Below are 25,461 nucleotides of genomic sequence, written 5' to 3'. Positions count from 1 at the left end.
GGGCCGGCGTCCGGGGTCCCCGACGGCCAACCACTACGCTGGGTCGCCGTGCGCGTTGTGATTGCCCGGTGCAGTGTCGACTACGTCGGCCGCCTGACCGCCCACCTGCCCCTCGCCACCCGGCTGCTGATGGTCAAGGCGGACGGCTCGGTGCTGATCCACAGTGACGGCGGCTCCTACAAGCCGCTGAACTGGATGTCACCGCCGTGCGCGATGGCCGAGATCGCCCCGACCGCGGACGAGGCCGAGGAGGGCGTGGCACACGTCTGGTCGGTGCAGCACGCCAAGTCCGAGGACCGGTTGCACGTGCGCATCCACGAGATCCTGCACGACTCCAGCCACGAGCTGGGAATTGATCCGGGCCTGATCAAGGACGGCGTCGAAGCCCAACTGCAGGCGCTGCTCGCCGAGAACATCGGCACGCTCGGTGACGGGTACTCACTGATCCGTCGCGAATACATGACTGCCATCGGACCGGTCGACATCATGTGCCGGGACGCGAACGGCGCGACGGTCGCCGTCGAACTCAAACGCCGCGGCGACATCGACGGCGTCGAGCAGCTGACCCGTTACCTGGAGCTGCTCAACCGCGATCCCCACCTCGCACCGGTCACCGGTGTGTTCGCCGCGCAGCTGATCAAGCCGCAGGCCCGGGTGCTGGCCGAGGATCGCGGGATCCGTTGCGTCACCTTGGATTACGAGGCCCTCAAGGGTATGGACGACGCCGACTCCCGGCTCTTCTAGCACGATGGCGGTCATGTCCGGCTCCCCCGCTCCGTCGGGTATGACGCGCGCCGCCATCGCCGCACCCAACGCGCTGGCCGCGCAGGCCGGCATCGACGTGGTGGCGATGGGCGGGACCGCCGTCGATGCCGCGATCGCGGCCCACGCGGTCACCTACGTGACCGAGCCGGGGATCGTCAGCGCGCTGGGCGGCGCCTTCATCAACGTCTGGCCGGCCGACGGGGAGCCGGAGGTCATCGACGGCAACTGCGAGATGCCCGGCCGCACCGCGACGCCCGACCGGTTCGGTGGCGGGCTGCGCGCCATACGGCTGGACTACGGGGGTGGCATCACCATCAACGCCGGTCCCGGATCGGCTGCAACACCAGGGTCTTTCGCGGCATACGAGTTGGCGCACGAGCGGTACGGCCGGGCGTCCTGGGCCGACATCCTCGCGCCGGCGATCTCCGCAGCCCGCGACGGATTCGTGCTCGGCCAGGCGGCCGGGCACTACCTGCAGCTGACCGGCCGGCAGCTGTGGTCCTTCGATGAACAGACGAGGGCGCAGCACTTCGACGGCGAGGCACCCGCCGCCCCAGGCACCCGGATGACCAACCCGGATCTGGCCCGCACGCTGGAAACCGTTGCCACCAAGGGTATTTCGGAGCTCTATACCGGATCCATCGGCGCGGCCATCGCCGACCATCTGGCCGCCACCGGTGGGCTCATCGGTCGCGCCGACCTGGCCGCCTACCGGCCGGTCAGCCGGCCGGCCAGCCGCGCACGCGTCGGAGACTGGGACGTCGCGCTCAATCCGCCGCCGTCCATCGGTGGCCCGGTGCTGACCGCGATGCTGCGCCTGATCGCCGACCGCGGTCTGGGCGCCGACACCCTGGTGGACATCCAGCGCACGGTGCTCGGCTATCGGGCCGAGCACCTGGACCGGGCGGCCGACCTGCGTGCCGCGGGCGCCGAGCTCTTGCTGACGCTGGAGACCACCGGCCTGGAATCGTTGCCCACCAGCACGGACACCGCGCACGTGTCGGTGGTCGACAGCGACGGGAACGCCTGCGCCATCACGACTTCCGCGGGCTACTCCTCCGGGGTCACCGTTCCGGGCACCGGACTGGTGCTCAACAACTGCCTCGGCGAGCCGGAGCTCAACCGGCTCGGCCTGCACGCGCTGGCGCCGGGCACCCGGCTGGCCTCCAACATGGCACCGGTGACCGCGCGCAGTGACCACGGCGTCACGCTGGCCATCGGCACACCCGGCGCCGACCGCATCACCACTGCGCTCGCACAGGTCATCGGCCGGCACTGCCTGCATGGCGTGGAGCTGACAGCGGCCATCGACGCGCCACGACTGCACGTGGAGTTGACCGGCGACGTGGTGCGGGCGCACTACGAGACGGACGACGCACTGGCCCAAGGAGTCGCCCGGACGGCCGTGGTCGCCGTGCCGCACGACGCACTGGACATGTACTTCGGTGGCGTCGGGGCGGCATACGGCACCGACGCCGGTGAACTCGGCGCCGCAGCGGACCCGCGCCGGGCCGCGGCCACGGCGGTCAGCTGAGCGCCGGTCTCAGACCGGCAGGATGACCGGTTGCGGGAGCAGCTGTCGCGACAACGGGATCACCCGGTGCAGGCCGGTCGCTCGCATCAACCGCTCCAGGCGCATCGACGCGTCGGCCAGCACCAGCCGGCGGTCGGCGCGCAGCGCGCGATGGTGTGCACCCACGATGACGCCCAGGCCGGTTGCGTCACCGATCTCGGCCTCGCCGAGATGCACCACCAGATCACCGATGCCGCTGTCGATGGCCTCGCCGAAAGCCACCCGGACATCGGCCACCGTGTGCACATTGAGCTCCCCGGTGACGGATATCTCCGTCCCCCGTCGAAGCACGTCGATCCTTGCCTGGTCTCCGAACCGCGTCATCGTTCCGCCACCTTCCCCGTCAGGGTGTCTGAACGTCTTCCTGAACCGCTCGCAGTCGCGGCTCACGCATTCATTGACGCACGACGACGCGGCATTGTTGTCCAGGATCCGGTCACGTTTTGATAACCGGTGTCACGATCGTGGCACGTCGGCCGATGTGAGCGGTCCGTCACGAGGCTGCCACGATGGGCCCATGGTCATCCTCAGCCGCATCTACACCCGCACCGGCGATGCCGGCACGACAGCTCTCGGGGACTTCAGCCGCACCGGCAAGAACGACCCGCGGCTGACCGCCTACGCCGACACCGACGAGACGGGCAGCGTCATCGGGCTCGCCGTCGCCGCCGGCGCACTGCGGGAGGATCTGGTGACCATGCTGCACCGCATCCAGAACGAACTCTTCGACGTGGGTGCCGACCTGTGCACGCCGCTGGTGGCCGACCCGGAGTTCCCGCCGCTGCGCGTGAAGCAGCCGTGGATCGACGACCTGGAGGCCGACTGCGACCGGCTCGGCGACGAGTTGGAGACGTTGCGGTCCTTCATCCTGCCCGGCGGCACCGTGGGCTCGGCGCACCTGCACGTCGCGCGGACCGTCGCGCGTCGCGCCGAGCGAGCCGCCTGGCTGGCGATCGAGACGTATGGCGAGACGGAGGCACCGGCCGGCAGCCCGAAGGGCACCGGCGGCGTCAATCCGCTCACGGCGCAATACCTCAACCGGCTGTCCGACCTGCTCTTCCTGACCGCTCGGGTCGCCAACCTGCCCGGCGGTGACGTGCTCTGGCAGCCCGGCGGCGGCCGCGAGGAGCGTCAGCAGCGGTAGGCCATCCGTGGCGTCATACCGCCGACCAGCACACTTGACGCCGACTGGCACAGCTACATGTGTGCCAGTCGGCGGGAAGTGTGCGAGTCGACGTGGGGACCTGTGGACAACGACCACGACCACCGGCGAGCCGCCACGATCGAGGCATGCGCGATGACGTCGAGCGGCTACGACCACAGGAGATCCTGAGCTCCGCGGAGCTGCAAAGACGTGGCATGCAACCGTGGGAGGAGGCACGCCGAGCCGATCCACGGCTCGCCCGGGTGCGCCGCGGCGGCTATGTCGCTGCCGAGCGATGGTCGGAGCTGGACGACGCGAACCGCTTCCGGGGCTTGGTGCTCAGCACCTACGACGCCATGTTCACCGAGCCCGCCCCGATCGCCTGTCGCCACGCCGCCGCGGTGCTGCACGAGCTCCCGGTCCTGGGTGGCTGGGCGCCGCGGATCGATGTGCTGGTGACGACTGCAGGCGGACATACCGGATTGATCCGGCGGCATCGGGTTGCCGACCTGCCGGCGCCCGCGGAGTCCCACGGGCTCCCCGTCACGCCGGTCCCGCGCACTGTCGTGGACCTCGCGCGGGTCGGGACGCTGGCGCAGGGGCTGGTCGTGGCTGATGCTGCACTGCACGCCGGCAAATGCTCGCTGGCCGAACTCGACGAGGAGGTCGCCAGGCTCCCCCGCGGCGCGCGAGGGAAGCGTCGCGCCGCGCTCGCCATACATCTCGCGGACGGGCGCTCGGAGTCGCCCGGTGAGTCGCTCAGCCGCGCGCGCATGTACGAGCTCGGCCTCGCGCAACCGGATCTGCAGGTCAAGCTCGAGGACGACGGTGGCTGCTTCGGCTACGCCGACTTCGGTTGGCCCGGACTGGTCGGCGAGTTCGACGGCAAGATCAAGTACATCTCGCCGGACGTGCTCTGGAAGGAGAAGCGCCGGGAGGGTCGCATCCGGCGTACCGGCCTCGGGGTCGAGCGCTGGGTATGGCGGGAGGCATGGCAGGGCGAACCACTACGTCGGATTCTATATGCCGCGGGCGTGCGCCCGGCAGCAGATGCCGCATGGCGCCGGTGGGACCCGGTCGCTCAGCCACGACGTCCGCGATTCGCCGACCGGCACAGTTGACGACGAGTCGCACACTTCCCGCCGAGTGGCACATGTGCAGGAGTGCCACTCGGCGGGAAGTGTGCCAGTCGGCGGCGAGACGGGGCGGAGCCGCTAGGCCACGTTGGCGTTGAGCCCGGGCGGAGCCGACTCGGACCAGGAACGCAACGCGGTGTAGTCGCCCGGCGCGATCGCGATCAGGAAACGTTCGGTGCCGAGGGTGCACTCGACCTGGACCGGGTCGACGATGGCGATCGGCCTGTTGCGGGTCAGCGGGGTGGGCGCACCGAGATCGAGCTCGCCGCGGCGCCATACGGCACGGGGGCGCACGCCCACCCCGATGACGGAGTAGAGCTGCACACTGTCGGTGCTGAAGCGGGTCATGCCCAGCTTCCAGCCCTCGCGGCGCTGCACGGCCACCATGGCCAGCGGCTCACCGCGGGCGATCAGCCGGCGACGCACCACCAGGGAGCCCAGCCCGAGCACGACCAACAGGGCCAGGCACGCGAGACCGACTGCTGCCCAGTCGATCGTCGCGATCATCCGTGCTCCTTCAGGCTCCGAGGCCGGCGGCGTCGACGCGCTCGGCGACGAGCGTGACCTTGTCGTTGTCGACCGACATGAAGCCGCCGTCGATGGTGACCGTCTCGCGCTGCCCGTCGACCGGGTCGACCAGGACGTCACCGTTGCCGAGCACCGCGAGCATCGGCTCGTGACCGGGCAGGATGCCGATCTCACCCTCGACGGTGCGGGCGGACAGCTGGCGTGCGTCACCCGACCACACGATGCGGTCCGGGGCGACGATTTCGACCTGCAGGCTCACGAAGAGTCAGCTCCTTGAGATGTACGGCGAAGAATCCACCGGACGGGACGGGTGGACCTTGCCTTACAGCTTACCGGGCCGGAGGGGGTGCTTGGTGCGCGATCCCGCCGATCGGCGGGATCGACACGGGAACCGACAGCACCGCAACGGCGTTGAACCGATCCCATGGCCTTCATGACCAGCCCCGACCTCTGGGTCGCCTTCCTGACCCTCTTCGCCCTCGAGCTCGTGCTCGGCATCGACAACGTCGTCTTCATCTCGATCCTGACCGGCCGTCTGCCGGAGCGGCAGCGCGCCCGGGCACGCACCATCGGCCTCGCGCTGGCACTGGTGCTGCGCATCCTGCTGCTGGCCGTCGCCTCCTGGATCATCGGATTGACGGCGACGATCGTCTCGATCGGCACCTCCGACGCCCTTCAGTTGTCCGGTCGCGACCTGATCCTGCTGGTGGGCGGCCTCTTCCTGGTCTACAAGGCCGTCACCGAGATCCACGAGAAGCTGGAGGGCGCCGGCGAGGAGACGACCGCTGCGTCCACCGGCGGCACCAGCAGCTTCGCCCGCATCATCGTCCAGATCCTGTTGCTGGACGCGGTCTTCTCGCTCGACTCGGTGATCACCGCCGTCGGCATGGTCGACCAGCTGGCGATCATGATCGCTGCGGTCACCCTGTCGATCGGACTGATGATGGTGTTCGCCGGACGCATCAGCGCCTTCGTCAACAGGCACCCCACGGTCAAGATGCTGGCGCTGAGCTTCCTGGTGCTGATCGGCTCGACACTCATCGGCGAGAGCTTCGACATACACATCGACAAGCCGGTGATCTACGGCCCGATCGCCTTCGCGATGGCCGTCGAGGCGCTCAACCTCACCTACCGCAAGCGGCAGGCGGAGCGTCGGTCGGCGCTGACGCCGGCGGACTGAGTCAGCGCTCCACGACGATCGCCATCGGCGTCTGCTCGCCGCCCTGCCCCAGCGGGTTGTCGGCGAACATCTCCTCGAATCGCGCCCGGTCGCCCGGCACGTCGGCACCCAGCACGTTGCGGCCGATGTCGTTGGCGTCCATGACGATCGTGCCCCCGAAGGTGTCCTTGTATGCCGCCGGCACGCGCTCGCGGATCGCGGCCGAGAGCCGGGCGGCGACGTCGTCGGGGTCCTTGGGCGCCAGCTTCGCCGAGACATTCGAGGGGTATGCCGAGTATTCGGTCGGGCCGTCGATGGCGCGGATGTCACCGCCGACCAGCTCGTAGAACAGTCCCCGCTTGCCGATCAGCTTGCCGACCGCTCCCCCGGCACTGGCGTAGAGCACCCGCGGCAGGCCGGCCTCCTGGATGGCCAGCTGCATGGTGAACGGCGAGCCGAGCCCGATGCCGGCCGGGGTGCGGGTGACGTACTTGGACAGCACCCGCGCCGGCCGACCCACGTTGATGTCCCAGATGAAGTAGGAACGCCCCTGGGTGATGGCCACGATCTTCTCGGAAATGAAGTAATACCAACGCTTTCCGGCCAGCTCGGCAGCGTGCTGCGGGTCGCCCTGCAGCGTCTGGAAGAAGCGGTCGACCTGCTCCAGCACCCGCTTGTCGAGGTCGTCGTCGCGGCTGAACAGCTCGGTGCGCAGCGGGTAGCGGCGCACGGTCGCGCCGGTGGCGGTGACCAGGTCGAGCTGCTTCCCCTCGTTGGGTTCGAGGTCGGTCTTGATACGCGCGGGCCGGTCGTCCTCGGGCTGCTTCTCGTCGAAGAACTCCTGCAGCCACAGCTCGACGTTGAGCATCCGCCAGAAGACCATCGAGTCGACGTCGTTGGTGCCCTTGATCCAGCCCTCGAAGGCGTGCAGCACCTCCGACTGGTCGAAGTAGGGCCGGTTCGCGAACGACTCGGAGAGGAAGATGTTGTAGAAGTGGTTCTTCAGCCGCATGAACCACTCACCCTGCGGGGTGGTGAAGCCGATCTTGTTGCGGCGCCGGTTGATCATGTCGGGCAGCAGGCCGCGGGTGGCGTCCCGCAGCACGCGCTTGTTCCAGCCGCCCTTGATGATCGCCTCGTCGGAAAGGCTGAAGATGAACTTCACGACCTCCTTGTCGAGGAACGGCACGCGCCCCTCGAGCGAGAAGCGCATGGTGTTCTTGTCCTCGTAGCGCAGTAGCGACGGCAACGAACCCACGAAGAGGTCCTCGATGAGCCGCTTCTTGAGGTTGGCGCCCTCGACGGTGTAGGTCTCCCCCGTGTGGGCTGCGACGAAGTCGTCGGCCAGCAGCTGGGTCATCGGGATGCCCTTGCGGCCCTTGAGCTTGGCTTGCAGCTTGAACCGGCCGAGCCGGTAGATGACATCGAGGCTCTTGGACAGCTCGGCGGCCGCCCGCTTGGCACCCTGTGCCTTGAGCTGGCGCAGGTAGACGAAGTAGTAGGGGATGTAGCCGGCCATCATCTCGTCGGCGCCCTGGCCGTCGAGCAGCACCGTGACGTGCTGGGTGGCCTCGCGCATCACCTGGTACTGCGCGTAGGGACCCGAGGAGATCAGCGGCTCCTCCTGCGCCCGGATGAAGTCGCGCATGTCGGCCTTGAACTCATCGGCCGTCGGCTTGATCTTGTGTGCGTCGACGTGTCCCCGGCAGATGTCGAGCACCGCGTCGACGTACTTTTCCTCATCGTTCAGCGAGCCCGGGAAGACCGCGGAGAACGTATTTTGTTTGCCACCAACAGATTCCGCGGTTGTCGCGTCACCGTCATTGAGCAGCTGGTTGATGATCACGGCGACCGCGCTGGAGTCCAGGCCACCGGACAGCGACGTGCCGACCGGCACCTCGGACTGCAGGCGCAGCCGCACGGCCTCGATCAGCCGGGCCTTGTAGTCCGCGGCAGCCGCTGCGTCATACGGGCGCTGCTCCGTGGCCAGCTCGGCCAGCTCCTCGCGCAGCCGGGTGTATGGCGCCCGCGTGGTGCTGGTGCCGTCGGCGGTCGCCTCGATGGTCATGGCCTCGCCCGGCTCGAGCCGCTCGATGCCGTCGAAGAAGGTCTCGCGCCCGTCCTCGTGGATGCGGAACCGCAAGTAGCGGTAGATCGTGCGGTCGTTGGGTGTGGCGTCATACAGGCCGGAGGCGAGGATGCCCTTGATCTCCGAGGCGAACAGGAACGTGTCGCCGACCTGGGCGACATACACCGGCTTGATGCCGAAGTGGTCACGGCTGAGGGTCAGCCGGTGCTCCTGGGCGTCCCAGATCGCCAGCCCCCACATGCCGTTGAACCGGTCGAACGCCTCGGTGCCCCACTGCGCGAACGCCTCGAGCACCACCTCCGTGTCGGAGTCGGTGCTGAACTCGTGGCCGAGGGCCTGCAGCTCCTCGCGCAGCGGCAGGTAGTTGTAGACCTCGCCGTTGTAGACGATCGTGTAGCGGCCGTCGGCGGTGGTCATCGGCTGCTGACCGTGCGCCACGTCGATGATCGACAGGCGGCGGTGGCCCAGTCCGACCGGGCCGTCGGTGAACGTGCCCTCGCCGTCCGGACCCCGGTGCGCCTGGCAGTCGTTCATCCGCTGCAGCACTGCCGCGTTGCCACCCGGGCCGAGGTATCCGACGATTCCACACATGCGGGCCAGCTTATTTGTCCTGCCCCGACCGGCCTAAACGGCATGTCGGTCGAGTAGCGAGGTACGAGCGTATCGAGACCACGTGCGCGGCGCACTTGGTCTCGATACACCTCCTCCGCTGCGCTCCCCCGGTACTCGACCAGCGTGCAGCTACAGCTGGCCCAGGTTCGTGCGGGCGAGCTCGACGATCTCGCTGCCCCGGCCGGACAGCACGGTGCGCGTGGCGTAGAGCGTGAAGCCCTTGACCTGCGACAGGGTGATCTTCGGCGGCAGGGACAACTCCTGCCGCGCCACCCGCAGGTCGACGAGCGCCGGGCCGTCATACGCCAGCGCCTCCGGGACGGTGTCGACGACATCGCTGGTGCGTTCGGCGCGCAGTCCGCGCATGCCGACGGCGTCGGCGATGGCCGCGAAGTCCGGGTTGTCCAGGCCGGTGCCGAAGTTGATCAGCCCGGCCTGCTTCATCTCCAGCTCCACGAAGCTGAGCGCGCTGTTGTTGTAGACCATCACCTTCACCGGCAGGTCCAGCTGGCGCAGCGTGATCAGGTCGCCCAGCAGCATCGCCAGGCCGCCGTCGCCGGCGAGCGCGATCACCTGTCGCTGCGGGTATGCCGCCGCGGCGCCGATCGCCTGGGCGAGCGCGTTGGCCATCGACCCGTGGTTGAACGAGCCGAGCAGCCGGCGCCGGCCGTTCATCCGCAGGTAGCGCGCGGCCCACACCGTCGGCGTGCCGACGTCGCAGGTGAAGACGGCGTCGTCGGTCGCCAGTTCGTCGATCGTGGCGGTCACGAACTGCGGGTGCAGCGGCGTCTCCGCCGGCTTGCCCGGCTCGGCCAGCTCGTCCAGCTTGGCCCGGCGCTTGCGGTGGTGCTTGACGATCCGGTCGGCGAAGTCGCCGTCGCTGCCGGGCGTGATCCGGGACTGCAGCTGCGGCAGGGTGTCGCGGACGGTGCCGACCAGGGGGTGCGACACCCGCACCCGGCGCCCGATGCGCTCACCCCGCACGTCGATCTGGATCACCGGCACGTCGTCGGGCAGGAACGGCCGGTAGGGGAAGTCCGTTCCCGCCATGATGAGCACGTCGCAGTGCTCCATCGCGCGATACCCGGAGTCATAGCCGATCAGCCCGGTCAGCCCGACGTCGAGCGGGTTGTCCCACTCGACCCATTCCTTGCCGCGCAGCGAGTGCACGACCGGAGCCTTGATCGCCTGCGCGAACCCGACGAGCTCGTCGTGCGCGCCCGCGCAACCGGCCCCGGCGAGTATGGCGGGGCGCTTCGCGCGGCTGATCACGTCCGCGGCGGCGTCGAGGTCGGCCGTCGGCGGCAGCACGACGGTCTCCCGGGTGCGCACCGGCAGCACGTCCGGTCCGGACCACTCCGCCATGAAGATCTCACCCGGCACGACCAACACCGCGACGCCGCGGCGGGTGATCGCGGCCTGCAACGCCTGCTGGAACACCACCGGGAACTGCTCCGGACACGACACCAGCTCGGCATACACGCTGCACTCGTCGAAGATCTGCGTCGGATGGGTCTCCTGGAAGTAGCCGCTGCCGATCTCCTCCCGCGGGATCTGCGCGGCGATCGCGAGGACCGGCGCGTGGCTGCGCCCGGCGTCATACAGGCCGTTGATGAGGTGCACGTTGCCGGGACCGCAGCTGCCGACGCAGACCGCGAGTTCACCGGTCAGCTGTGCCTCCGCGCCGGCCGCGAACGCGCCGACCTCCTCGTGGCGCACGTGCGCCCACTGCAGGTCGCCGTCTCGGCGCAGCGCGTCGGTCAGGCCGTTGAGGGAGTCGCCCGGCACGCCATACAAGCGGCGGACGCCGCTGGCCTTGAGGGTCCGGATGATGGAGTCCGCAATCGTTGCCATGTCACCCATTGTGGCCCGTGCGGCACGCCGGGCGGTGGGTGGCGGGTCGTGCGGTCGGCCGGAGTGTCCCGCCCCTGGCCGCGCAGCGGTCCGGCATGATCGATGGCGAGAACGACATGCGCATAGGTGCTCAGTTGGCTTTTCACAGTGAATTTATGGAATCGTGATCAAGCATCCGTTGACAGAAACAGACCCATCGCGGATGTCCCATGCAGTCGATCAGATCAAAGGGTGACCGGTGGCCACAGTGCTTCCTCCAGACACGGACGCTTCGGAAGCGACGGGGCATCCTGGCCCGTCGCACGCCCGGCCCCGTGGCGAAAGGTCGGCACACCAGGGCCGCGGCGGTGCGGCCGGCGGCGCCGCGAAGAGCCATGCGCAACGGTCCGACATCCAGGGGATGCGGGCGATCGCCGTACTCCTGGTCGTCGCCAGTCACGCCAACATCAAGCACTGGCTCGGCGGCGGCTACATCGGGGTCGACGTCTTCTTCGTCGTCTCCGGCTTCCTGATCACCGGACTGCTGGCCCGCGAGGTGCACAACACCGGCAAGGTGTCCTTCGCGACCTTCTACGCACGCCGCGCCCGACGCATCCTTCCGGCAGCCTCGGTGACCCTGCTGCTGACGCTGCTGGTGTCGATGTTCGTCTACACCGACGGTGACCTGGCCAAGGTGGCGAGCGACGTCATCTGGGCCGCATTCTTCGCCGCCAACCTCAACTTCGCGCAGGCCGGCACCGACTACTTCGCACCAGCGCTCTTCGAGACCCCGGTCCAGCACTTCTGGTCGCTGGCCGTCGAGGAGCAGTTCTACCTGCTGTGGCCGGTGCTCATCGCGCTGATGCTGGTGATCCCCTGGCGTCGCCGAGAGAGCCGGGTCGGCGGTCCCCGCGCCACCCGCAGTCGCATCGCGCTGGGTCGCGTGCAGGCCCTGCGTCGGGCGACGGTGCTGATCGCCCTGTTGAGCATCGTCTCCCTCCTCTGGTCGATCCACGACACGACCTCCTCGCCGCACTCGGCATACTTCTCGACCTTCACCCGCGGCTGGGAGCTCGGACTCGGTGCGTTGCTCGCGCTGACCGCGCATCGCGTGGGGCAGCTGCCCGCCGTGGCGAAGGCGGTGATGTCGTGGACCGGCCTCGCCGCGGTCCTGGTCGCGGCGGTCCTCTACACGCCCTCGACGCCGTTCCCGGGCTCGGCGGCGCTCGTTCCGGTGCTCGGCGCCGTGCTCATCCTGGCCGGCGGCATCGACGGCCCCCGGTATGGCGCCACCGCAGCTCTCAGCCTCCGGCCGTTGCGCTTCGTGGGTGACATCTCCTACTCGGTCTACCTGATCCACTGGCCGGTGCTGGTGCTCACCACCGCGTATGCCGGCGGCCATCTGCGCATCCGTTACAAGCTGGCGCTCATCGTGCTGACGATCGGGTTGTCCTGGCTGTGCTACCGCTACGTGGAGACGCCGTTCCGCAGCAGGCGGCGCGCGCGACACACCAACCTGCGCGCCCTGGCCATGTGGCCGGCCGCGCTGGCGCTGGTGCTGGTGCCGACCATCTGGGTGCACCAGACGACGATGGCGCAGTCCACGACCACTGCCGCGACGGCCCACAAACTGGCGCAGAAGGAAGCAACCAAGAAGTCCGCTGTCTCGGCACTGCGTCAGGAGGTCGCGACCGCCAGTTCCAAGGCCAAAGCCGGCGCCGCCCTGCCGGACACCCTCATTCCGAGCCTGGTGCACCTGTCCGAGGACGCGACCGAGCCGCCGAGCCCGTGCTGGGCCGGCAACAAGGAGAAGACCTCGCACAAGATCTGTCCCGAGGGGGACACCACGGCGTCGAAGAGCGTCGTCGTCTGGGGCGACTCACACGCAGCGCAATGGCTCAAGCCGCTCAGTGCGCTGGCCAAGCAGCACCACCTCAAGCTGATCCCGCTGATCAAGGCCAACTGCCTGCCCGCCGACGTGCTGCAGAACTACCTCGGCGGCCCCTACACGCAGTGCGACACCTACCGGAAGTGGGCGCTGCAGCAGATCAAGACACTCAAACCGCAGATGGTCATCCTGAGTGGCCTGCTGAAGACCCCGATCCTGGACGCCCAGGGCAAGAAGATCTCCGATGCGGAGGGGACCAAACTCTTCCAGGCGGGTGCGGCCCGCACGCTGCAGAAGCTGCATGGGCTGGCCGGCCAGGTCGACATCATCTCCGACCAGTCACGACTGCCCAAGGACGCCGGCACCTGCCTCGGCGCTCGGTCGGCCGACATGAGCACCTGCGCGAAGCCGCCGAACCCCGTCACGTTCGCGCGTGACGCGGCCTGGAAGGCCAGCGCGGCACAGACCGGTGCCCACTACGTCGACATGATGCCGTGGGAGTGCGCCGACAACGTGTGCCCGATCGTCGTGGACGGCACGATCGTCTATCGCGACGACCACCACCTGTCGACGACCTACGCCGAGCGGCTGAAGCCGGTGCTCGCCCAGCAGATCGACTTCGCGGCTCTGGCCTGACGGGCCTGGGTTCTGCTGCCTGGTTCCGCTGGCTGGTTCCGGCGCCCGGGTCCCGGCCGGGTCCCGGCCGCGCGCGGCGACCATGGGCCCGCCATGGCACGATCACCGCATGCTCGCCATCGCCGGTGCCGTCGTGGCCGCCATCGCGTATGGCGCCGCAACCGTGCTGCAGGCCGTCGGCGTCCGGCGCCTGGCGGAGGCACCGGCCGGATCATCGCTGTGGCAGCGCGGCCGTGCCGGCTGGCTCTACGGCGTCGGGCTCGCGCTGGACGGCGGCGGATTCCTGGCCAGTCTGGCCGCGCTGCAGACTTTGCCGCTCTTCCTGGTGGAGTCCATGCTCGCGTCGTCCGTCGGGGTGACGGCCGTGCTGGCGGTCCTCTTCCTCGGGGTGCGGCTCTCCGGACGGGAGGTGGCTGCCCTGGCCGTGGTCGGACTGGGCCTGGTGCTCCTGGCGGCCAGCGCACGCGAGGGGCCGGCCCGCACGATCGCCGGCTCCGGCGGCTGGCTGCTGCTGGCCGGCGGCGTCGTCGTGGCGGCGCTGTTCGTGGCGGGCCTGCTCGATCACGGGCCCGACCGCTCCGCTGTCGTGCTGGCCGTCGCGAGCGGTCTGGGCTTCGGCCTTACCGGGATCGTCGCGCGGGTGCTCCATCCGTCGAACCCGTGGTGGCACACCGTCTTCCAGCCGCAGCTGTGGGCGCTGGTGGTCGCCGGCGCGGTGGCCGTCGTGGCCTACGGTTTCGCGCTGGACCGCGGCCGGGCGACCAGCGTCGCCGCGATCACCTTCGCGACGGAGACCGTCATACCGGCAGCCATCGGCCTGGCCTTCCTGGGCGACGGGGTGCGGTCCGGCTTCCCGGTGGTCGCCGGCTTGGGGTTCGTTGCCGCGCTCGGCGGCTGTATGGCGCTGGCCGCCCGCGCGGAGATCGACAACTGACCGGTTCAGCGTACCGCGGCGGCCGCCGCCGCAGCCCGCTCCACCCACGCGGGCGCCGCACCGTAGCGCTGGCTCGGGATCAGTCGACCGGCCGCACTGTCCTCGACCAGTGTCGTCATCCGCCGGTCACGCGTCGACTCCTGTTTGGCGGTGAGCACCCAGTTGACGCACACCCGGCGGTAGCTGCGCGTGGCCTGGCCCCAGAACGCCGTCGCGGCCGGTGACGCCGCCAGCTGTGCGGCGTAGGCGGCAGGCAGCTCGAGCGGGCCCTGCTGCTCGTGGGTGTATGGCGCCGCCTCCCGGCGCCTGGCTTCCCAGATCGCCAAACCGGCCGGCTGCATCCGCCCCTCGGCGCGCAACCGCTCCACCAGCTCGAGGTTGACCTTGCTCCAGTGGCTGGTGCGCTTGCGCGGGGTCCATCGCTGCCGGACGTAGTCGTCGTCGATCCGCTGGGCCACCGAGTCGATCCAGCCCCAGCACAGCGCCTCGGGCACCGCGTCGGCCCAGGTCAGCCCGCGGTCGGCGACGTGCCGCTTGGCCAACCCCATCCACAACTCGGTCTCGGTGTCGTGGTGCGCGGCCAGCCAGGCACCGAACTCGGCGGCGTCGGCGAAGAACCGCGCGGGCCGCTCGGGCGTGCCGCCGGGCCGGCCCGGTGATGAGTCTTTCGGCATACCAGGCAGCCTGCCATGCGGCGGGGACAGTCGATCGCCGCTGGACGCGTCGCCTAGGTCGCCAGGTCGGCGCCGGCCTGCCGGGCACCGCTTCCGTCAGGCTGCTCGTCGAGCTGCACCGCGGGCGCCGGCGTCGCCGGATCCGGCAGCACGCCGCTGACCCGGTTGATCGCCCGCATGAGGTGGTAGGCGACCAGGACCGCCATGGTGCCCAGCGCGATGCCGGCCAGTTGCACGTTGCCGATCGTCCAGGTGAAGTCGGCAATGCCCACGATCAGCCCGATTGCGGCCGGTGTCAGGTTGATGGCGTTGCTGAAGTCGACACGCGCCTCGATCCAGATCCGTGCACCGAGCAGGCCGATCATGCCGTAGAGCACCACGCCCGCGCCGCCGAGCACGCCGACCGGGATGGTGGCGATCGCCTGGCCGAACTTCGGGCAGAAGCTGAGTACCAGCGCACCCAGCGCGGCGAACCAGTACGCCGCGGTCGAGTAGACCTTGGTGGCGGCCATGACGCCGATGTTCTCGGCGTAGGTGGTGGTGCCGGATCCGCCGCCGACGCCGGCGAGCGCCGTCGAGATGCCGTCGGCGATCAGCGCGCGGCCCTGCACGTCGTCCAGGTCACGGCTGGTCATCTGTGCCACGGACTTCACGTGACCGATGTTCTCTGCGACGAGCACCAGCACCACGGGCACGAACAGCGCGATCACGCCGGTGTCGAAGTGTGGGCTGTGGAAGGTCGGCAGGCCGATCCAGTCCGCCGTGCCGACCGCGCCGAAATCCACTTCCCCGCGCACACACGCGGTGACGTAACCGGCGACCACGCCACCGAGGATCGCGAGACGTCCGAGGATGCCCCGGCCGAGCACGGTCACCAGACAGATGACGACCACCGTGACGGTGGCGGTCACCGGCGCCTTGACGTAGTTGTCCTTCGCCGCCCCGGCCAGGTTGAGACCGATCAGCGCCACGATCGCGCCGGTCACCAGCGGTGGCAGCAGCGCGCGGACCCATCCGGCCCCGGCGACCTGCACGATGAGCCCGACGACGGCGAGCGCCACGCCCGCCATGACGATGCCCCCGAGCGCCCCCGCCATACCGTGATCGGCCTTGGCCGCCGCGATCGGGGCGATGAAGGCGAACGACGAACCCAGGTAGCTGGGCACTCGTCCCACGGTCAGCAGCAGGAAGATCATCGTGCCGAGCCCCGAGAAGAACAGCGTCGTCGACGGCGGGAAGCCGGTCAGCAGCGGCACCAGGAAGGTTGCGCCGAACATCGCCACGATGTGCTGCAGGCCGATGCCTGCCGTGCGCGGCCAGGTCAGCCGCTCGTCCGGGGCGACCACTTCGCCCGCGGACACCGATTTTCCGTCACCGTGCAGGGTCCACGAGGGAAGAAGACTCACGGGCACTCAGCATATGGCGTCAGGCGGGTCGGCCGACCTCTCCCCCGTATGCCGCCACGAGCGCCTCGCCGATCGGCCGTGCGTTCGCCTGCAGCACCTCCAGCGGGACGCGCGGCAGGTTCTCCTCCCAGTCCAGCAACGGTGAGCCGCGCAGCTGCAGCATCCGCGCCGGCCGACCGAAGAACCACACGTGCAAGTGGGCACTGCCGTCGCCGTACTTGGCCAGTTGGGCGCGACCGACACTCGGCAACGCCTCCATCGCGGCACTGATCGTCACCGTCAGCCGGCCGAATTCGGCCGCCCAGTCCGGCGGCATGGTGGGCAGATCCATGTGCTGCTTCGGACCGAGCGACACGGTGATCGGCAGCCCGGTGTCGGCGATGAGCGTCAGCCGCCACCGATCGTTGTGCCACACCAGCGTGCCGTCGTCGGGAGCCGCCGGTGCTGCGCAGCGGCAATCGCTCGCGTCCTCGCCGGCACGAGGCGGTTCGCTCTCCGCCAGCGGTTGCAGCGGCTTGATCCGCAGGCTGTCGACCTCGAAGGGAAAGATGTCCCAGCCCGGCATCTCCTCGGCCGCCACCGGGAGGCGCCCTTCCGCATCCGTCGCCGCCCGGACCCTCGCGTAGTAGTCGTCGATGCTTTCGGGCGGTTGCGTCATACGTTCGAGGGTACTGGGCGTCGTGTTCCGGCGACCGTCGCCGGTTGTGCACACGACAACGCACTGGGCCTAGGTTTCCGGCGACCGTTGCCGGTTCTGCACACGATCCGGTCTCCGCCCCCGCATATCCAGCGACCGTTGCCGGTTCTGCACACGACAACGCACCTCCGCCCCGCATATCCAGCGACCGTTGTCGGTTCTGCACACGACAACGCACCTCCGCCCCGCATATCCAGCGACCGTTGTCGGTTCTGCACACGATCCCATCCCGAAGTCGACCCTGGGGAGACTTCGGTACGCCGCCGGCCGCCAAACCCGGTCACTTCTCGACCCTGGGGAGACTTCGGTACGCCGCCGGCCGCCATACCCGGTCACTTCTCGACCCTGGGGAGACTTCGGTACGCCGCCGGCCGGCATACCCGGCCACTTCCCGACCCTGGGGAGACTTCGGTACGCCGCCGGCCGCCAAACCCGGCCACTTCCCGACCCTGGGGAGACTTCGGTACGCCGCCGGCCGGCATACCCGGTCATTTCTCGACCCTGGGGAGACTTCGGCACGCCCACGCACGCGAAAACCCCCGGACCACAAGGTGATCCGGGGGCTTCGCCAGCACTGCTGTATGGCGCTGAGGCTCAGTCTTCCTTGGCGAGCTCGGCGGCACGCTTCTCGACGTCGTCGAGGCCACCGCACATGAAGAACGCCTGCTCCGGCGTCTGGTCGTAGTCGCCGTCGGCGATCTTGTTGAACGCCTCGATGGTGTCCGCCAGGGGCACCGTCGAACCCTCGATGCCGGTGAACTGCTTGGCGACGTAGGTGTTCTGGGACAGGAAGCGCTGGATGCGGCGAGCGCGGTTGACGAGGATCTTGTCCTCTTCGGAGAGCTCGTCGATGCCGAGGATCGCGATGATGTCCTGCAGCTCCTTGTTGCGCTGCAGGATCTGCTTCACACGGACCGCGGTGTCGTAGTGCTCCTGGGAGATGTAGCGCGGGTCCAGGATGCGCGAGGTCGAGGTCAGCGGGTCCACCGCCGGGTAGATACCCATCGAGGCGATGTCACGCGACAGCTCGGTCGTGGCGTCCAGGTGCGCGAACGTCGTGGCCGGGGCCGGGTCGGTGTAGTCGTCGGCCGGCACGTAGATCGCCTGCATCGAGGTGATCGAGTGACCACGCGTGGAGGTGATCCGCTCCTGCAGCTCACCCATCTCGTCGGCCAGCGTCGGCTGGTAGCCCACGGCCGACGGCATACGGCCGAGCAGGGTCGAAACCTCCGAACCCGCCTGGGTGAACCGGAAGATGTTGTCGATGAAGAGCAGCACGTCCTGGTTGGCGACATCGCGGAAATACTCCGCCATGGTCAGTGCCGAGAGGGCGACGCGCAGACGCGTGCCCGGCGGCTCATCCATCTGGCCGAAGACGAGGGCGGTCTGACCGAGAACCCCGGCCTCCTCCATCTCGACCATCAGGTCGTTGCCCTCACGGGTGCGCTCACCGACACCGGCGAACACCGACACACCGCCGTGGTCGCGTGCCACACGGGCGATCATTTCCTGGATGAGGACGGTCTTGCCGACACCGGCACCGCCGAACAGGCCGATCTTGCCACCCTGCACGTACGGCGTCAGCAGGTCGATGACCTTGATGCCGGTCTCGAACATCTGGGTCTTGGACTCCAGCTGGTCGAAGGCCGGCGCCTTGCGGTGGATGCCCCAGCGCTCGGTGACCTCGAGCTTCTCGCCCTCCTCGAGGTTGAGGCAGTCACCGGTGGCGTTGAAGACCTTGCCGAGGGTCGCGTCGCCGACCGGCACCGAGATGGGGCCGCCGGTGTCCTGCACCGCCTGGCCGCGCACGACACCGTCGGTCGGCTGCAGCGAGATCGCGCGCACCATGTTGTCGCCGATGTGCTGCTCGACCTCGAGCTTGATCTGCTTCTTGCCCTCGGTCTCCTCGCCCTCCGCGGACAGGTCGACCTCGAGGGTCAGCAGGTTGTAGATGTCCGGCATACCGTCGGTCGGGAACTCGACGTCGATGACCGGACCGATGACCCGCGCGACGCGCCCCACGGCGCCCGGCGCGGTCTCCTCCGCCTGCGTGTCGAGAACGTTGGTCTCACTCATTGGCTATCTCTTTCTCCGTGGCGTTTCAGGAGGCGTCCGCGAGAGCGCTGGCGCCACCAACGATCTCGCTGATCTCTTGGGTGATCTCGGCCTGCCGCGCCTGGTTGGCGAGGCGGGTGTAGGTCTTGATGAGTTCCTCGGCGTTGTCGGTCGCCGACTTCATCGCGCGCTGACGGGCGGCCAGCTCGGACGCGGCCGACTGCAGGAACGCGTTGTAGATGCGGGCATTGACGTACTTGGGCAGCAGCGCGTCCAGCACCTCGTCGGCGCTCGGCTCGAACTCGTAGAGCGGCAACGGTCCGTCCGCCTCACCGTCACCGTCGGCGTCGATCTCGCCCTCGACGACCTCCAGCGGCAGCAGCCGCACGACCTGCGGCTCCTGGGCGACCATGCTGACGAACCGGGTGTAGACGATGTGCACCTCGTCGACGCCGCCCTCGTCGCTGCCGTCGACGAACTGCTCGGTGAGCGCCTCGCCGACCTCCTTGGCGATCTCGAAGTCGGGGTTGTCGGTGAAGCCGGTCCACTCCTGCTCGTACTCACGACGGCGGAACTTGTAATAGCTGACCGCCTTGCGACCGACCAGGTAGGGGACGACCTCCTTGCCCTCGCCGCGCAGCCGCTCGATGAGCTCGGCGGACTGCTTGATGGCGTTGACCGAGTAGGCGCCTGCCAGACCGCGGTCGCTGGTGCAGATCAGCACCGCGGCGCGCTTGGGCTGCTCCCGCTCGGTGGTCAGGGCGTGGTCGGTGTTGCTGTGCGTCGCCACGGCGGAGCACGCACGGGTCAGCGCGATGGCGTATGGCGTCGACTGCTCGACCCGCCGGCGCGCCTTGACCACACGCGATGCCGCGATGAGTTCCATCGCGCGCGTGATCTTCTTGGTGGCCTGGACAGACCGGATGCGCTGGCGGTAGATCCGCATCTGCGCGCCCATGGTGTCCCCTTCCTAGTCGAAAATTGTGCTGCGGGCCCGGCTGCCGGACCCGGTGGTCGAGGCGAGGATCGAAAGCGGATCCCCGCCTCGGCCTTCGGGATTCAGCCCTGCTTTGCCTTGACGATCTTCGCCTGGTCGATCTGGTCCTGGGCGATCTCGTCGTGGGACTCGGCGCCTTCGCCACCGTGGTCCGGTCCACCCTGGAACTGCGACTTCAGCTTCGTGATGGCCTCCTCGAAGACCTGCTTGCCGTCGTCGTCGAGCTTGGTGCTCTCCTCGATCGCGTCGAGGGTGCCCTTGTGCTCGCGGCGCAGCAGGTCGAGGAACTCCGCCTCGAACCGGCCGATGTCGGCGACGGCGATGTCGTCGAGCTGACCGGTCGTGCCCGCCCAGATCGCGGCAACCTGCGAGGACAGCGAGTAGGGGCTGTTCTGCGGCTGCTTGAACAGCGCCATCAGGCGGTCACCGCGGGCCAGCTGGTGGCGGGAGGCGGCGTCCAGGTCGGAGGCGAACATCGCGAACGCCTGCATCTCGCGGTACTGGGCCAGGTCGACCTTGATCGAGCCGGTGACGGCCTTCATCGCCTTGGTCATGGCGGCACCACCGACACGCGACACCGACACACCGACGTCGACCGCCGGGCGCTGGTTGGCGTTGAACAGGTCGGCCTGCAGGTAGATCTGGCCGTCGGTGATCGAGATGACGTTGGTCGGGATGTATGCCGAGACGTCGCCCGCCTTGGTCTCGATGATCGGCAGACCGGTCATCGAGCCCGCGCCCAGCTCGTCGGAGAGCTTCGCGCAACGCTCCAGCAGACGGCTGTGCAGGTAGAACACGTCACCCGGGTAGGCCTCGCGGCCCGGCGGGCGGCGCAGCAGCAGCGACATGGCGCGGTAGGCCTCGGCCTGCTTGGTCAGGTCGTCGAAGACGATCAGGACGTGCTTGCCGGCATACATCCAGTGCTGACCGATGGCCGAACCGGTGAACGGCGCGAGGTACTTGAAGCCCGCTGCCTCACCGGCGGGGGCGTTGACAATGGTGGTGTATTCCATCGCACCGGCCGTCTCCAGGGTGCTGCGGATCTCGGCGACGGTGGAGTTCTTCTGGCCGATCGCGACGTAGATGCAGCGCACCTGCTTGGCGGGGTCGCCGGACTCCCAGTTGGCCTTCTGGTTGATGATCGTGTCGGTGGCGATCGTGGTCTTGCCGGTCTTGCGGTCACCGATGATCAGCTGACGCTGGCCGCGGCCGATCGGGGTCATCGAGTCGATGGCCTTGATGCCGGTCATCAGCGGCTCGTGCACCGACTTGCGGGAGACGACGTTGGGCGCCTGCAGCTCCAGCTCACGGCGCGTCTCGGCCTCGATGTCACCCAGGCCGTCGACCGGGTGGCCAAGCGGGTCCACCACGCGACCGAGGAAGGCGTCGCCGACCGGCACCGAGAGCACCTCACCGGTGCGCTTGACCTGCTGGCCTTCTTCGATGCCACCGAAATCACCCAGGACGACGACACCGATGTCGTGCACGTCCAGGTTGAGGGCGATGCCCAGGGTGCCGTCCTCGAACTCCAGCAGCTCGTTGGTCATGGCCGAGGGCAGGCCTTCGACGTGGGCGATGCCGTCCGCGGCGTCCACGACGGTGCCGACTTCCTCACGGCTGGCGGCACCCGGCTCGTACGACCGGACGTAACCGTCCAGTGCTTCCCGGATCTCGTCCGGACGGATCGAAAGCTCCGTCATTTCGTTTCTCCTCTTGTGTGGACCGCCGACGGCCCGTTAGGTCTTGCTCCAGCGTCGGTATGCCGGAAGGTGTCTGGTGCCTGTGGTGTGACGCGGAGTCAGCCCGCCATGGCGCGGCGGGCCTCCTCCAGTCGGGTTGCGATGGTGCCGTCGATGACCTCGTCCCCGACCTGCACCCGCAGGCCGCCGACGATGCGCGGGTCGACGATGACGTTGAGCTGGACAGGACGGCCGTAGACGCGGGCCAGCGCGTGGCCCAGTCGGGACCGGTCATCCTCGCTGAGCTCCACGGCCGAGGTGACGGTCGCGGCGAGCCGGTCGCGCAGCTGCGCGGCGACTGCGACATACGACTCGAGCACGCGTTCGACGCGGCGACCGCCGGGGTTGGCGGCAGCCTGGCGGGCCAGACGCACCGTCTCCGGAGCGGCCTTGCCCTCGAGCAGCCGGCCGACCAGATCGGCCTTGTCCTCGCCGGAGCGACGGCGATCGCCGAGCGCGTCCCGCAAGCCGGCATCGCCGGCGACGGTGCGTTCGAAGCGGAAGAGTTCGTCCTCGACCGCGTCGATGCGACCGGCGCGCTCGGCGGCGGTGAGCGTGCACTCCACCCCGAGCTGTTCCAGCGCGTCACCGAGGTCCCGCTCGTCCGCCCAGCGCTGACCGACGGCGCGACGCAGCAACTGCACGGCGGCGTCGCTGACCTTGCCGCCGAAGAGCCGGTCCACCAACGACGCCTTGCCGGCTTCCTCGGCGGTCGGGTCGGTCAGCGCACGCCGCAGCGACGCGCTGGACCCGAGCACCCCGGACACGGCGAACAGCTCATCGCCGAGCGCGGTGGCGTCCGCGCCGGACTCCAGCGAGGCATTCAGCTCCTGCCGGACGGTCAGCAGCGAACCACGCGAAGCGCCCTGCATCAGGCACCCTCGTTCGGCGTCGTGCCGACCTTCTCCGGCTTGACGTCACCGGACTCGAGGTCGGCCAGGAAGCGCTCGACGATGCCGCGCTGGCGGGCCTCGTCCTCCAGCGACTCACCGACGATCTTGCCGGCCAGGTCGGTCGACAGCCGACCGACGTGGCTGCGCAGCTCGACCTGGGCCTGCTGACGCTCGGCCTCGGTCTGCTTGTGCGCGCTGTCGATGATGCGCTCGGACTCGGCGTTGGCCTGTGCGCGCATCTCGGCGATGATCTGCGCGCCCTGCGAACGGGCGTCCTCCCGGATGCTGGCGGCCTCGGCGCGGGCGTCGGCGAGCTGAGCCTCGTACTGCGACTTGGCCTCCTCCGCCTGCTTCTGCACCTCCGCTGCCTGCTCCATGCCGCCCTCGATGGCAGCCGTCCGCTCCTGGTAGGCCTTCTCCAGGTTGGGGACGACCTTCTTCCAGATGACGAACAGGATGCCCGCGAACACGACGAGGCCGAAGATCAACTCCGACCACTGCGGCAGGATCGGCGCCCTCTCGGCGACGGAGTGGTCGCTGGAGGCGGCGAGCGCCGCTAGGGCGACACTGTGCATGACTCTCTCCTACGAGACTGGGCTGATGGCTTGCGGTATGGCGTCGCGCTCAGGACTTGAAGACGAACGCGAGGACCAGACCGAAGATGGCCAGCGCCTCGGCGAGCGCGAAGCCCAGAATGGCGATCGACTGCAGCATGCCGCGGGCCTCGGGCTGGCGCGCAACGCCGTTGATGTAGGCGGCGAAGATCAGACCGATACCGACACCGGGGCCGATGGCGGAGAGGCCGTAGCCGAGAATCGCAATGTTGCCTGACACGATGGTCTCTCTTTCTGAGTTTGTCTTTCATTGCTCCGGCCGGTGGGACCGACCGGAAGTGTGTGGATGGTGCGTATTCGGTTGTGAGGCTGTGGGGTGCACTCGCGCCGCTGGCGCTCAGTGCTCCGTGGCGATCGAGTCGGCGATGTAGGTCGCCGCCAGCAGGGTGAAGATGTAGGCCTGCAGGAACTCGATCAGGATCTCGAACAAGGTCATCAGCACCGCCATCAGGAACGACCCGATGCCGAAGATCTTGTACTGGAAGCCGTTCTGGTGCAGCAGCATGAACTCACCGCCGGTGATGAACAGCAGCAGCAGCATGTGGCCGGCGAACATGTTGCCGAAGAGTCGCAGCGCCAGCGTGACGGGCCGGGTGACGAAGTAGGTGATGATCTCCAGCACCAGGATCATCGGCCGGATCCACAGCGGCAGCCCCGGCGGGATCAGGCTCTTGAGGTAGCCGACGACACCCTTCCGCTTGAAGGCGATCGCCTGGTAGATCACGTAGACGAAGAGCGTCAGCGCGATGGGGAACGCGACCCGGCCGGTCGGCGGGAACTGGAAGAACGGAATGACGCTCATCAAGTTGCTCAGCAGCAGGGTGCAGAACACCGCGAAGAGCAACGGGACGTACTTGAGGAATTCCTTGGTGCCGATGATGTCCTGGGCGATGCCGTTGCGGATCGGCGCGTAGATCTGCTCGGTGAGCCACTGACCCTTGCTCGGCACGATGGCCGCCTTGCGGGTCGTCATCACCAAGTAGCCGCACACGACGACGCCGACGATCAGGAAGAGCACCATCGGCCGGGTGAACGACCAGTCACCGTGGCCGAAGAACCGCTGGTAGAACTCCTGCGGGTTCGGCGGCTCGAACGTGTCCGTCTTCACCGCAGCAAGTGGGCTGAAGCTCACAGGCGCTCCTCAGTCTTCTTTCAGGTTGGTCGGGAATTCTGGTCTGATGCTGTGTTTGCTGGGCGAGGTATGTCGCTCAGCGACGGCGCGCATCGGCAGCTGAAACAAGGCTGTCATTGCGCACCGTACCGAAACCAGATCAGGTAGATCGACAAGGCCATCCCCGCGAGGAGGCCGACCGGGACCAGGAAACCGACGTGCAGCAGTCGGTCCAGTCCGTAGCCGATCAGGGCAAATAGTACCGGTCCGCTCAGCAGGTAGCTCAGGGCGCTCACCCCGACGGACTCGGTCATGCCGGGACGCTCGGTCTTCCAGTCGGCCGAACTGGCCAGGAAGGTGCCGATGAGGCCGTCGCGCCGGGGCTGCCGCGGCGACTCGGTGGTGTCGTGCTGCTGCGGCACACGGTCTTCGCTCATCGCTCCGCCCATCGCTCCACTCATCGGGTGCTCCCCTCGGTCGCGCCGGACAGCTCCGAATAGACCGCCTTCGGCGCACGCACATAGGCGGTGACCTGAGCCACTTGCCAGGCGAGTGCCGTCACGAGGACGGAGAGCCCGAACGCCCAGCCATCGATCCAGTCCCGCTCCGACAGAGCCAGGATGATGATGCCGAGGAAGATGACCTGTCCAAGGTAGACCGCCAGCGCACTCGCCAGTAGCAACATGGTGTTGTCATTCGGGACGCGCTGCAGCAGCCCGAGGCCGCCGGCGAAGAAGACGAGCGCGACGAGGACGCCGATCGCGGCACTGGCGCCACCCTTGGGGCCGTTCAGGATCCAGAAGACGATCGTCAGCACGGGGAGGCAGACGGCGTTGGCCACGATGCCCGCTCGCAACATCGTCGCGAACGGAACGGCCGGGGGTGCCGGGGCAACTTCCGGTCGGGAGTCCGTCATGGGCTCGTACCAATCTGCGTGATGCATGGGCGTGGAAAGAGCGTCTCACTCGAGGCGTTCGA

General features: G+C 68.6%; 24 protein-coding genes. 7 read left to right on the top strand and 17 right to left on the bottom strand.

The annotated features are described in order from the left end of the window. Positions 1 to 48: 48 nt before the first annotated feature. Together nucS and ACYVBN_RS02570 are read left to right on the top strand one after the other, a co-directional pair. The gene (nucS, locus tag ACYVBN_RS02575; protein WP_440282698.1) at positions 49 to 744 is read left to right on the top strand and encodes an endonuclease NucS; all 696 of its coding nucleotides are present in this window, start codon (positions 49 to 51) and stop codon (positions 742 to 744) included. A 13-nt stretch (positions 745 to 757) separates the two neighbouring features. Next, positions 758 to 2,299 carry a gamma-glutamyltransferase family protein gene (locus ACYVBN_RS02570; RefSeq protein WP_460599156.1) on the top strand — a complete coding sequence of 514 codons (1,542 nt, stop codon included), beginning with the start codon at positions 758 to 760 and terminating at the stop codon, positions 2,297 to 2,299. A gap of 9 nt (positions 2,300 to 2,308) precedes the next feature. Here the strand turns inward: ACYVBN_RS02570 and ACYVBN_RS02565 are convergent, their stop codons facing one another. Then, on the bottom strand, positions 2,309 to 2,662 hold the full coding sequence (locus ACYVBN_RS02565) for an STAS domain-containing protein (RefSeq protein WP_440282696.1): 354 nt from the start codon (positions 2,660 to 2,662) through the stop codon (positions 2,309 to 2,311). 193 nt (positions 2,663 to 2,855) lie between these two features. On the opposite strand from ACYVBN_RS02565, the gene ACYVBN_RS02560 reads away from it, so the two are divergent. Next, on the top strand, positions 2,856 to 3,482 hold the full coding sequence (locus ACYVBN_RS02560; protein ID WP_460599155.1) for an ATP:cob(I)alamin adenosyltransferase: 627 nt from the start codon (positions 2,856 to 2,858) through the stop codon (positions 3,480 to 3,482). A 146-nt stretch (positions 3,483 to 3,628) separates the two neighbouring features. Next, positions 3,629 to 4,603, top strand: coding sequence for a hypothetical protein (locus ACYVBN_RS02555; RefSeq protein WP_460599154.1), 975 nt, complete (start codon positions 3,629 to 3,631; stop codon positions 4,601 to 4,603). Between the two features lie 93 nt (positions 4,604 to 4,696). Here ACYVBN_RS02555 and ACYVBN_RS02550 read toward each other — a convergent pair whose 3' ends face one another. Together ACYVBN_RS02550 and ACYVBN_RS02545 are read right to left on the bottom strand one after the other, a co-directional pair. Continuing rightward, positions 4,697 to 5,125 (bottom strand): DUF2550 family protein, encoded by a 429-nt coding sequence (locus ACYVBN_RS02550; protein ID WP_460599153.1) that lies wholly within the window; start codon positions 5,123 to 5,125, stop codon positions 4,697 to 4,699. A gap of 10 nt (positions 5,126 to 5,135) precedes the next feature. Further along, positions 5,136 to 5,405, bottom strand: coding sequence for a F0F1 ATP synthase subunit epsilon (locus tag ACYVBN_RS02545; protein WP_440282692.1), 270 nt, complete (start codon positions 5,403 to 5,405; stop codon positions 5,136 to 5,138). 174 nt (positions 5,406 to 5,579) lie between these two features. Between ACYVBN_RS02545 and ACYVBN_RS02540 the strand changes: the two genes are divergently transcribed. Then, positions 5,580 to 6,326 carry a TerC family protein gene (locus tag ACYVBN_RS02540; protein WP_440282691.1) on the top strand — a complete coding sequence of 249 codons (747 nt, stop codon included), beginning with the start codon at positions 5,580 to 5,582 and terminating at the stop codon, positions 6,324 to 6,326. Between the two features lies 1 nt (position 6,327). Here the strand turns inward: ACYVBN_RS02540 and asnB are convergent, their stop codons facing one another. Together asnB and poxB are read right to left on the bottom strand one after the other, a co-directional pair. After that, a complete protein-coding gene (gene asnB, locus ACYVBN_RS02535) occupies positions 6,328 to 8,985 on the bottom strand; it encodes an asparagine synthase (glutamine-hydrolyzing) (RefSeq protein ID WP_460599152.1) in 2,658 nt (885 codons plus the stop codon). A gap of 150 nt (positions 8,986 to 9,135) precedes the next feature. Continuing rightward, positions 9,136 to 10,860 carry a ubiquinone-dependent pyruvate dehydrogenase gene (gene poxB / locus ACYVBN_RS02530; protein WP_460599151.1) on the bottom strand — a complete coding sequence of 575 codons (1,725 nt, stop codon included), beginning with the start codon at positions 10,858 to 10,860 and terminating at the stop codon, positions 9,136 to 9,138. 400 nt (positions 10,861 to 11,260) lie between these two features. Here poxB and ACYVBN_RS02525 point away from each other — a divergent pair, with 400 nt between their 5' ends. Both ACYVBN_RS02525 and ACYVBN_RS02520 read left to right on the top strand, forming a co-directional pair. After that, the gene (locus tag ACYVBN_RS02525; RefSeq protein WP_460599150.1) at positions 11,261 to 13,363 is read left to right on the top strand and encodes an acyltransferase family protein; all 2,103 of its coding nucleotides are present in this window, start codon (positions 11,261 to 11,263) and stop codon (positions 13,361 to 13,363) included. Positions 13,364 to 13,472: 109 nt separating this feature from the next. Then, the gene (locus tag ACYVBN_RS02520; protein WP_460599149.1) at positions 13,473 to 14,297 is read left to right on the top strand and encodes a hypothetical protein; all 825 of its coding nucleotides are present in this window, start codon (positions 13,473 to 13,475) and stop codon (positions 14,295 to 14,297) included. A gap of 5 nt (positions 14,298 to 14,302) precedes the next feature. Here the strand turns inward: ACYVBN_RS02520 and ACYVBN_RS02515 are convergent, their stop codons facing one another. The 12 genes from ACYVBN_RS02515 to ACYVBN_RS02460 all read right to left on the bottom strand — a co-directional run bounded on the left by ACYVBN_RS02515 (position 14,303) and on the right by ACYVBN_RS02460 (position 25,399). Beyond that, the gene (locus tag ACYVBN_RS02515) at positions 14,303 to 14,971 is read right to left on the bottom strand and encodes a YdeI/OmpD-associated family protein (RefSeq protein WP_460599148.1); all 669 of its coding nucleotides are present in this window, start codon (positions 14,969 to 14,971) and stop codon (positions 14,303 to 14,305) included. A 53-nt stretch (positions 14,972 to 15,024) separates the two neighbouring features. Then, positions 15,025 to 16,377 (bottom strand): uracil-xanthine permease family protein, encoded by a 1,353-nt coding sequence (locus ACYVBN_RS02510; protein ID WP_460599147.1) that lies wholly within the window; start codon positions 16,375 to 16,377, stop codon positions 15,025 to 15,027. A gap of 19 nt (positions 16,378 to 16,396) precedes the next feature. Continuing rightward, positions 16,397 to 17,035 carry a hypothetical protein gene (locus ACYVBN_RS02505; protein WP_460599146.1) on the bottom strand — a complete coding sequence of 213 codons (639 nt, stop codon included), beginning with the start codon at positions 17,033 to 17,035 and terminating at the stop codon, positions 16,397 to 16,399. Positions 17,036 to 17,668: 633 nt separating this feature from the next. Beyond that, complete coding sequence (atpD, locus tag ACYVBN_RS02500; protein ID WP_460599145.1) at positions 17,669 to 19,150, bottom strand: F0F1 ATP synthase subunit beta; 1,482 nt, start codon at positions 19,148 to 19,150, stop codon at positions 17,669 to 17,671. Between the two features lie 25 nt (positions 19,151 to 19,175). Continuing rightward, positions 19,176 to 20,087 carry a F0F1 ATP synthase subunit gamma gene (locus tag ACYVBN_RS02495; protein WP_460599144.1) on the bottom strand — a complete coding sequence of 304 codons (912 nt, stop codon included), beginning with the start codon at positions 20,085 to 20,087 and terminating at the stop codon, positions 19,176 to 19,178. 101 nt (positions 20,088 to 20,188) lie between these two features. Next, positions 20,189 to 21,826 (bottom strand): F0F1 ATP synthase subunit alpha, encoded by a 1,638-nt coding sequence (gene atpA / locus ACYVBN_RS02490; RefSeq protein WP_460599143.1) that lies wholly within the window; start codon positions 21,824 to 21,826, stop codon positions 20,189 to 20,191. Positions 21,827 to 21,924: 98 nt separating this feature from the next. Further along, positions 21,925 to 22,737 (bottom strand): F0F1 ATP synthase subunit delta, encoded by an 813-nt coding sequence (locus tag ACYVBN_RS02485; RefSeq protein WP_460599142.1) that lies wholly within the window; start codon positions 22,735 to 22,737, stop codon positions 21,925 to 21,927. Beyond that, positions 22,737 to 23,333, bottom strand: a complete 597-nt coding sequence (locus ACYVBN_RS02480; RefSeq protein ID WP_440282679.1) for a F0F1 ATP synthase subunit B — start codon at positions 23,331 to 23,333, stop codon at positions 22,737 to 22,739. Before ACYVBN_RS02480 ends, ACYVBN_RS02485 begins: the two co-directional genes overlap by 1 nt. Positions 23,334 to 23,382: 49 nt before the next feature. Continuing rightward, positions 23,383 to 23,592: an ATP synthase F0 subunit C gene (atpE, locus tag ACYVBN_RS02475; RefSeq protein ID WP_440282678.1), complete on the bottom strand. Its 210-nt coding sequence runs from the start codon at positions 23,590 to 23,592 to the stop codon at positions 23,383 to 23,385. Between the two features lie 117 nt (positions 23,593 to 23,709). Next, positions 23,710 to 24,504, bottom strand: a complete 795-nt coding sequence (atpB, locus tag ACYVBN_RS02470; RefSeq protein ID WP_460599141.1) for a F0F1 ATP synthase subunit A — start codon at positions 24,502 to 24,504, stop codon at positions 23,710 to 23,712. A gap of 113 nt (positions 24,505 to 24,617) precedes the next feature. Beyond that, positions 24,618 to 24,920 carry a hypothetical protein gene (locus tag ACYVBN_RS02465; RefSeq protein ID WP_460599140.1) on the bottom strand — a complete coding sequence of 101 codons (303 nt, stop codon included), beginning with the start codon at positions 24,918 to 24,920 and terminating at the stop codon, positions 24,618 to 24,620. Between the two features lie 20 nt (positions 24,921 to 24,940). Beyond that, positions 24,941 to 25,399 carry a hypothetical protein gene (locus ACYVBN_RS02460; protein ID WP_460599139.1) on the bottom strand — a complete coding sequence of 153 codons (459 nt, stop codon included), beginning with the start codon at positions 25,397 to 25,399 and terminating at the stop codon, positions 24,941 to 24,943. Positions 25,400 to 25,461 lie beyond the last annotated feature (62 nt).

The organism is Flexivirga lutea (genome assembly GCF_054778955.1).
The sequence above is the reverse complement of the archived record's forward strand: the minus strand, read 5'-3'. Positions and strand labels throughout refer to the sequence as shown.

Bases quoted from the DNA above. Each gene is read 5' to 3' on its own strand.
- ACYVBN_RS02570 (WP_460599156.1), top strand. From the start codon at position 758: ATGTCCGGCTCCCCCGCTCCGTCGGGTATGACGCGCGCCGCCATCGCC.
- ACYVBN_RS02565 (WP_440282696.1), bottom strand. From the start codon at position 2,662: ATGACGCGGTTCGGAGACCAGGCAAGGATCGACGTGCTTCGACGGGGG.
- ACYVBN_RS02560 (WP_460599155.1), top strand. From the start codon at position 2,856: ATGGTCATCCTCAGCCGCATCTACACCCGCACCGGCGATGCCGGCACG.
- ACYVBN_RS02555 (WP_460599154.1), top strand. From the start codon at position 3,629: ATGCGCGATGACGTCGAGCGGCTACGACCACAGGAGATCCTGAGCTCC.
- ACYVBN_RS02550 (WP_460599153.1), bottom strand. From the start codon at position 5,125: ATGATCGCGACGATCGACTGGGCAGCAGTCGGTCTCGCGTGCCTGGCC.
- ACYVBN_RS02540 (WP_440282691.1), top strand. From the start codon at position 5,580: ATGACCAGCCCCGACCTCTGGGTCGCCTTCCTGACCCTCTTCGCCCTC.
- asnB (WP_460599152.1), bottom strand. From the start codon at position 8,985: ATGTGTGGAATCGTCGGATACCTCGGCCCGGGTGGCAACGCGGCAGTG.
- poxB (WP_460599151.1), bottom strand. From the start codon at position 10,860: ATGGCAACGATTGCGGACTCCATCATCCGGACCCTCAAGGCCAGCGGC.
- ACYVBN_RS02525 (WP_460599150.1), top strand. From the start codon at position 11,261: ATGCGGGCGATCGCCGTACTCCTGGTCGTCGCCAGTCACGCCAACATC.
- ACYVBN_RS02520 (WP_460599149.1), top strand. From the start codon at position 13,473: ATGCTCGCCATCGCCGGTGCCGTCGTGGCCGCCATCGCGTATGGCGCC.
- ACYVBN_RS02515 (WP_460599148.1), bottom strand. From the start codon at position 14,971: ATGCCGAAAGACTCATCACCGGGCCGGCCCGGCGGCACGCCCGAGCGG.
- ACYVBN_RS02505 (WP_460599146.1), bottom strand. From the start codon at position 17,035: ATGACGCAACCGCCCGAAAGCATCGACGACTACTACGCGAGGGTCCGG.
- atpD (WP_460599145.1), bottom strand. From the start codon at position 19,150: ATGAGTGAGACCAACGTTCTCGACACGCAGGCGGAGGAGACCGCGCCG.
- ACYVBN_RS02495 (WP_460599144.1), bottom strand. From the start codon at position 20,087: ATGGGCGCGCAGATGCGGATCTACCGCCAGCGCATCCGGTCTGTCCAG.
- atpA (WP_460599143.1), bottom strand. From the start codon at position 21,826: ATGACGGAGCTTTCGATCCGTCCGGACGAGATCCGGGAAGCACTGGAC.
- ACYVBN_RS02485 (WP_460599142.1), bottom strand. From the start codon at position 22,737: ATGCAGGGCGCTTCGCGTGGTTCGCTGCTGACCGTCCGGCAGGAGCTG.
- ACYVBN_RS02480 (WP_440282679.1), bottom strand. From the start codon at position 23,333: ATGCACAGTGTCGCCCTAGCGGCGCTCGCCGCCTCCAGCGACCACTCC.
- ACYVBN_RS02465 (WP_460599140.1), bottom strand. From the start codon at position 24,920: ATGAGCGAAGACCGTGTGCCGCAGCAGCACGACACCACCGAGTCGCCG.
- ACYVBN_RS02460 (WP_460599139.1), bottom strand. From the start codon at position 25,399: ATGACGGACTCCCGACCGGAAGTTGCCCCGGCACCCCCGGCCGTTCCG.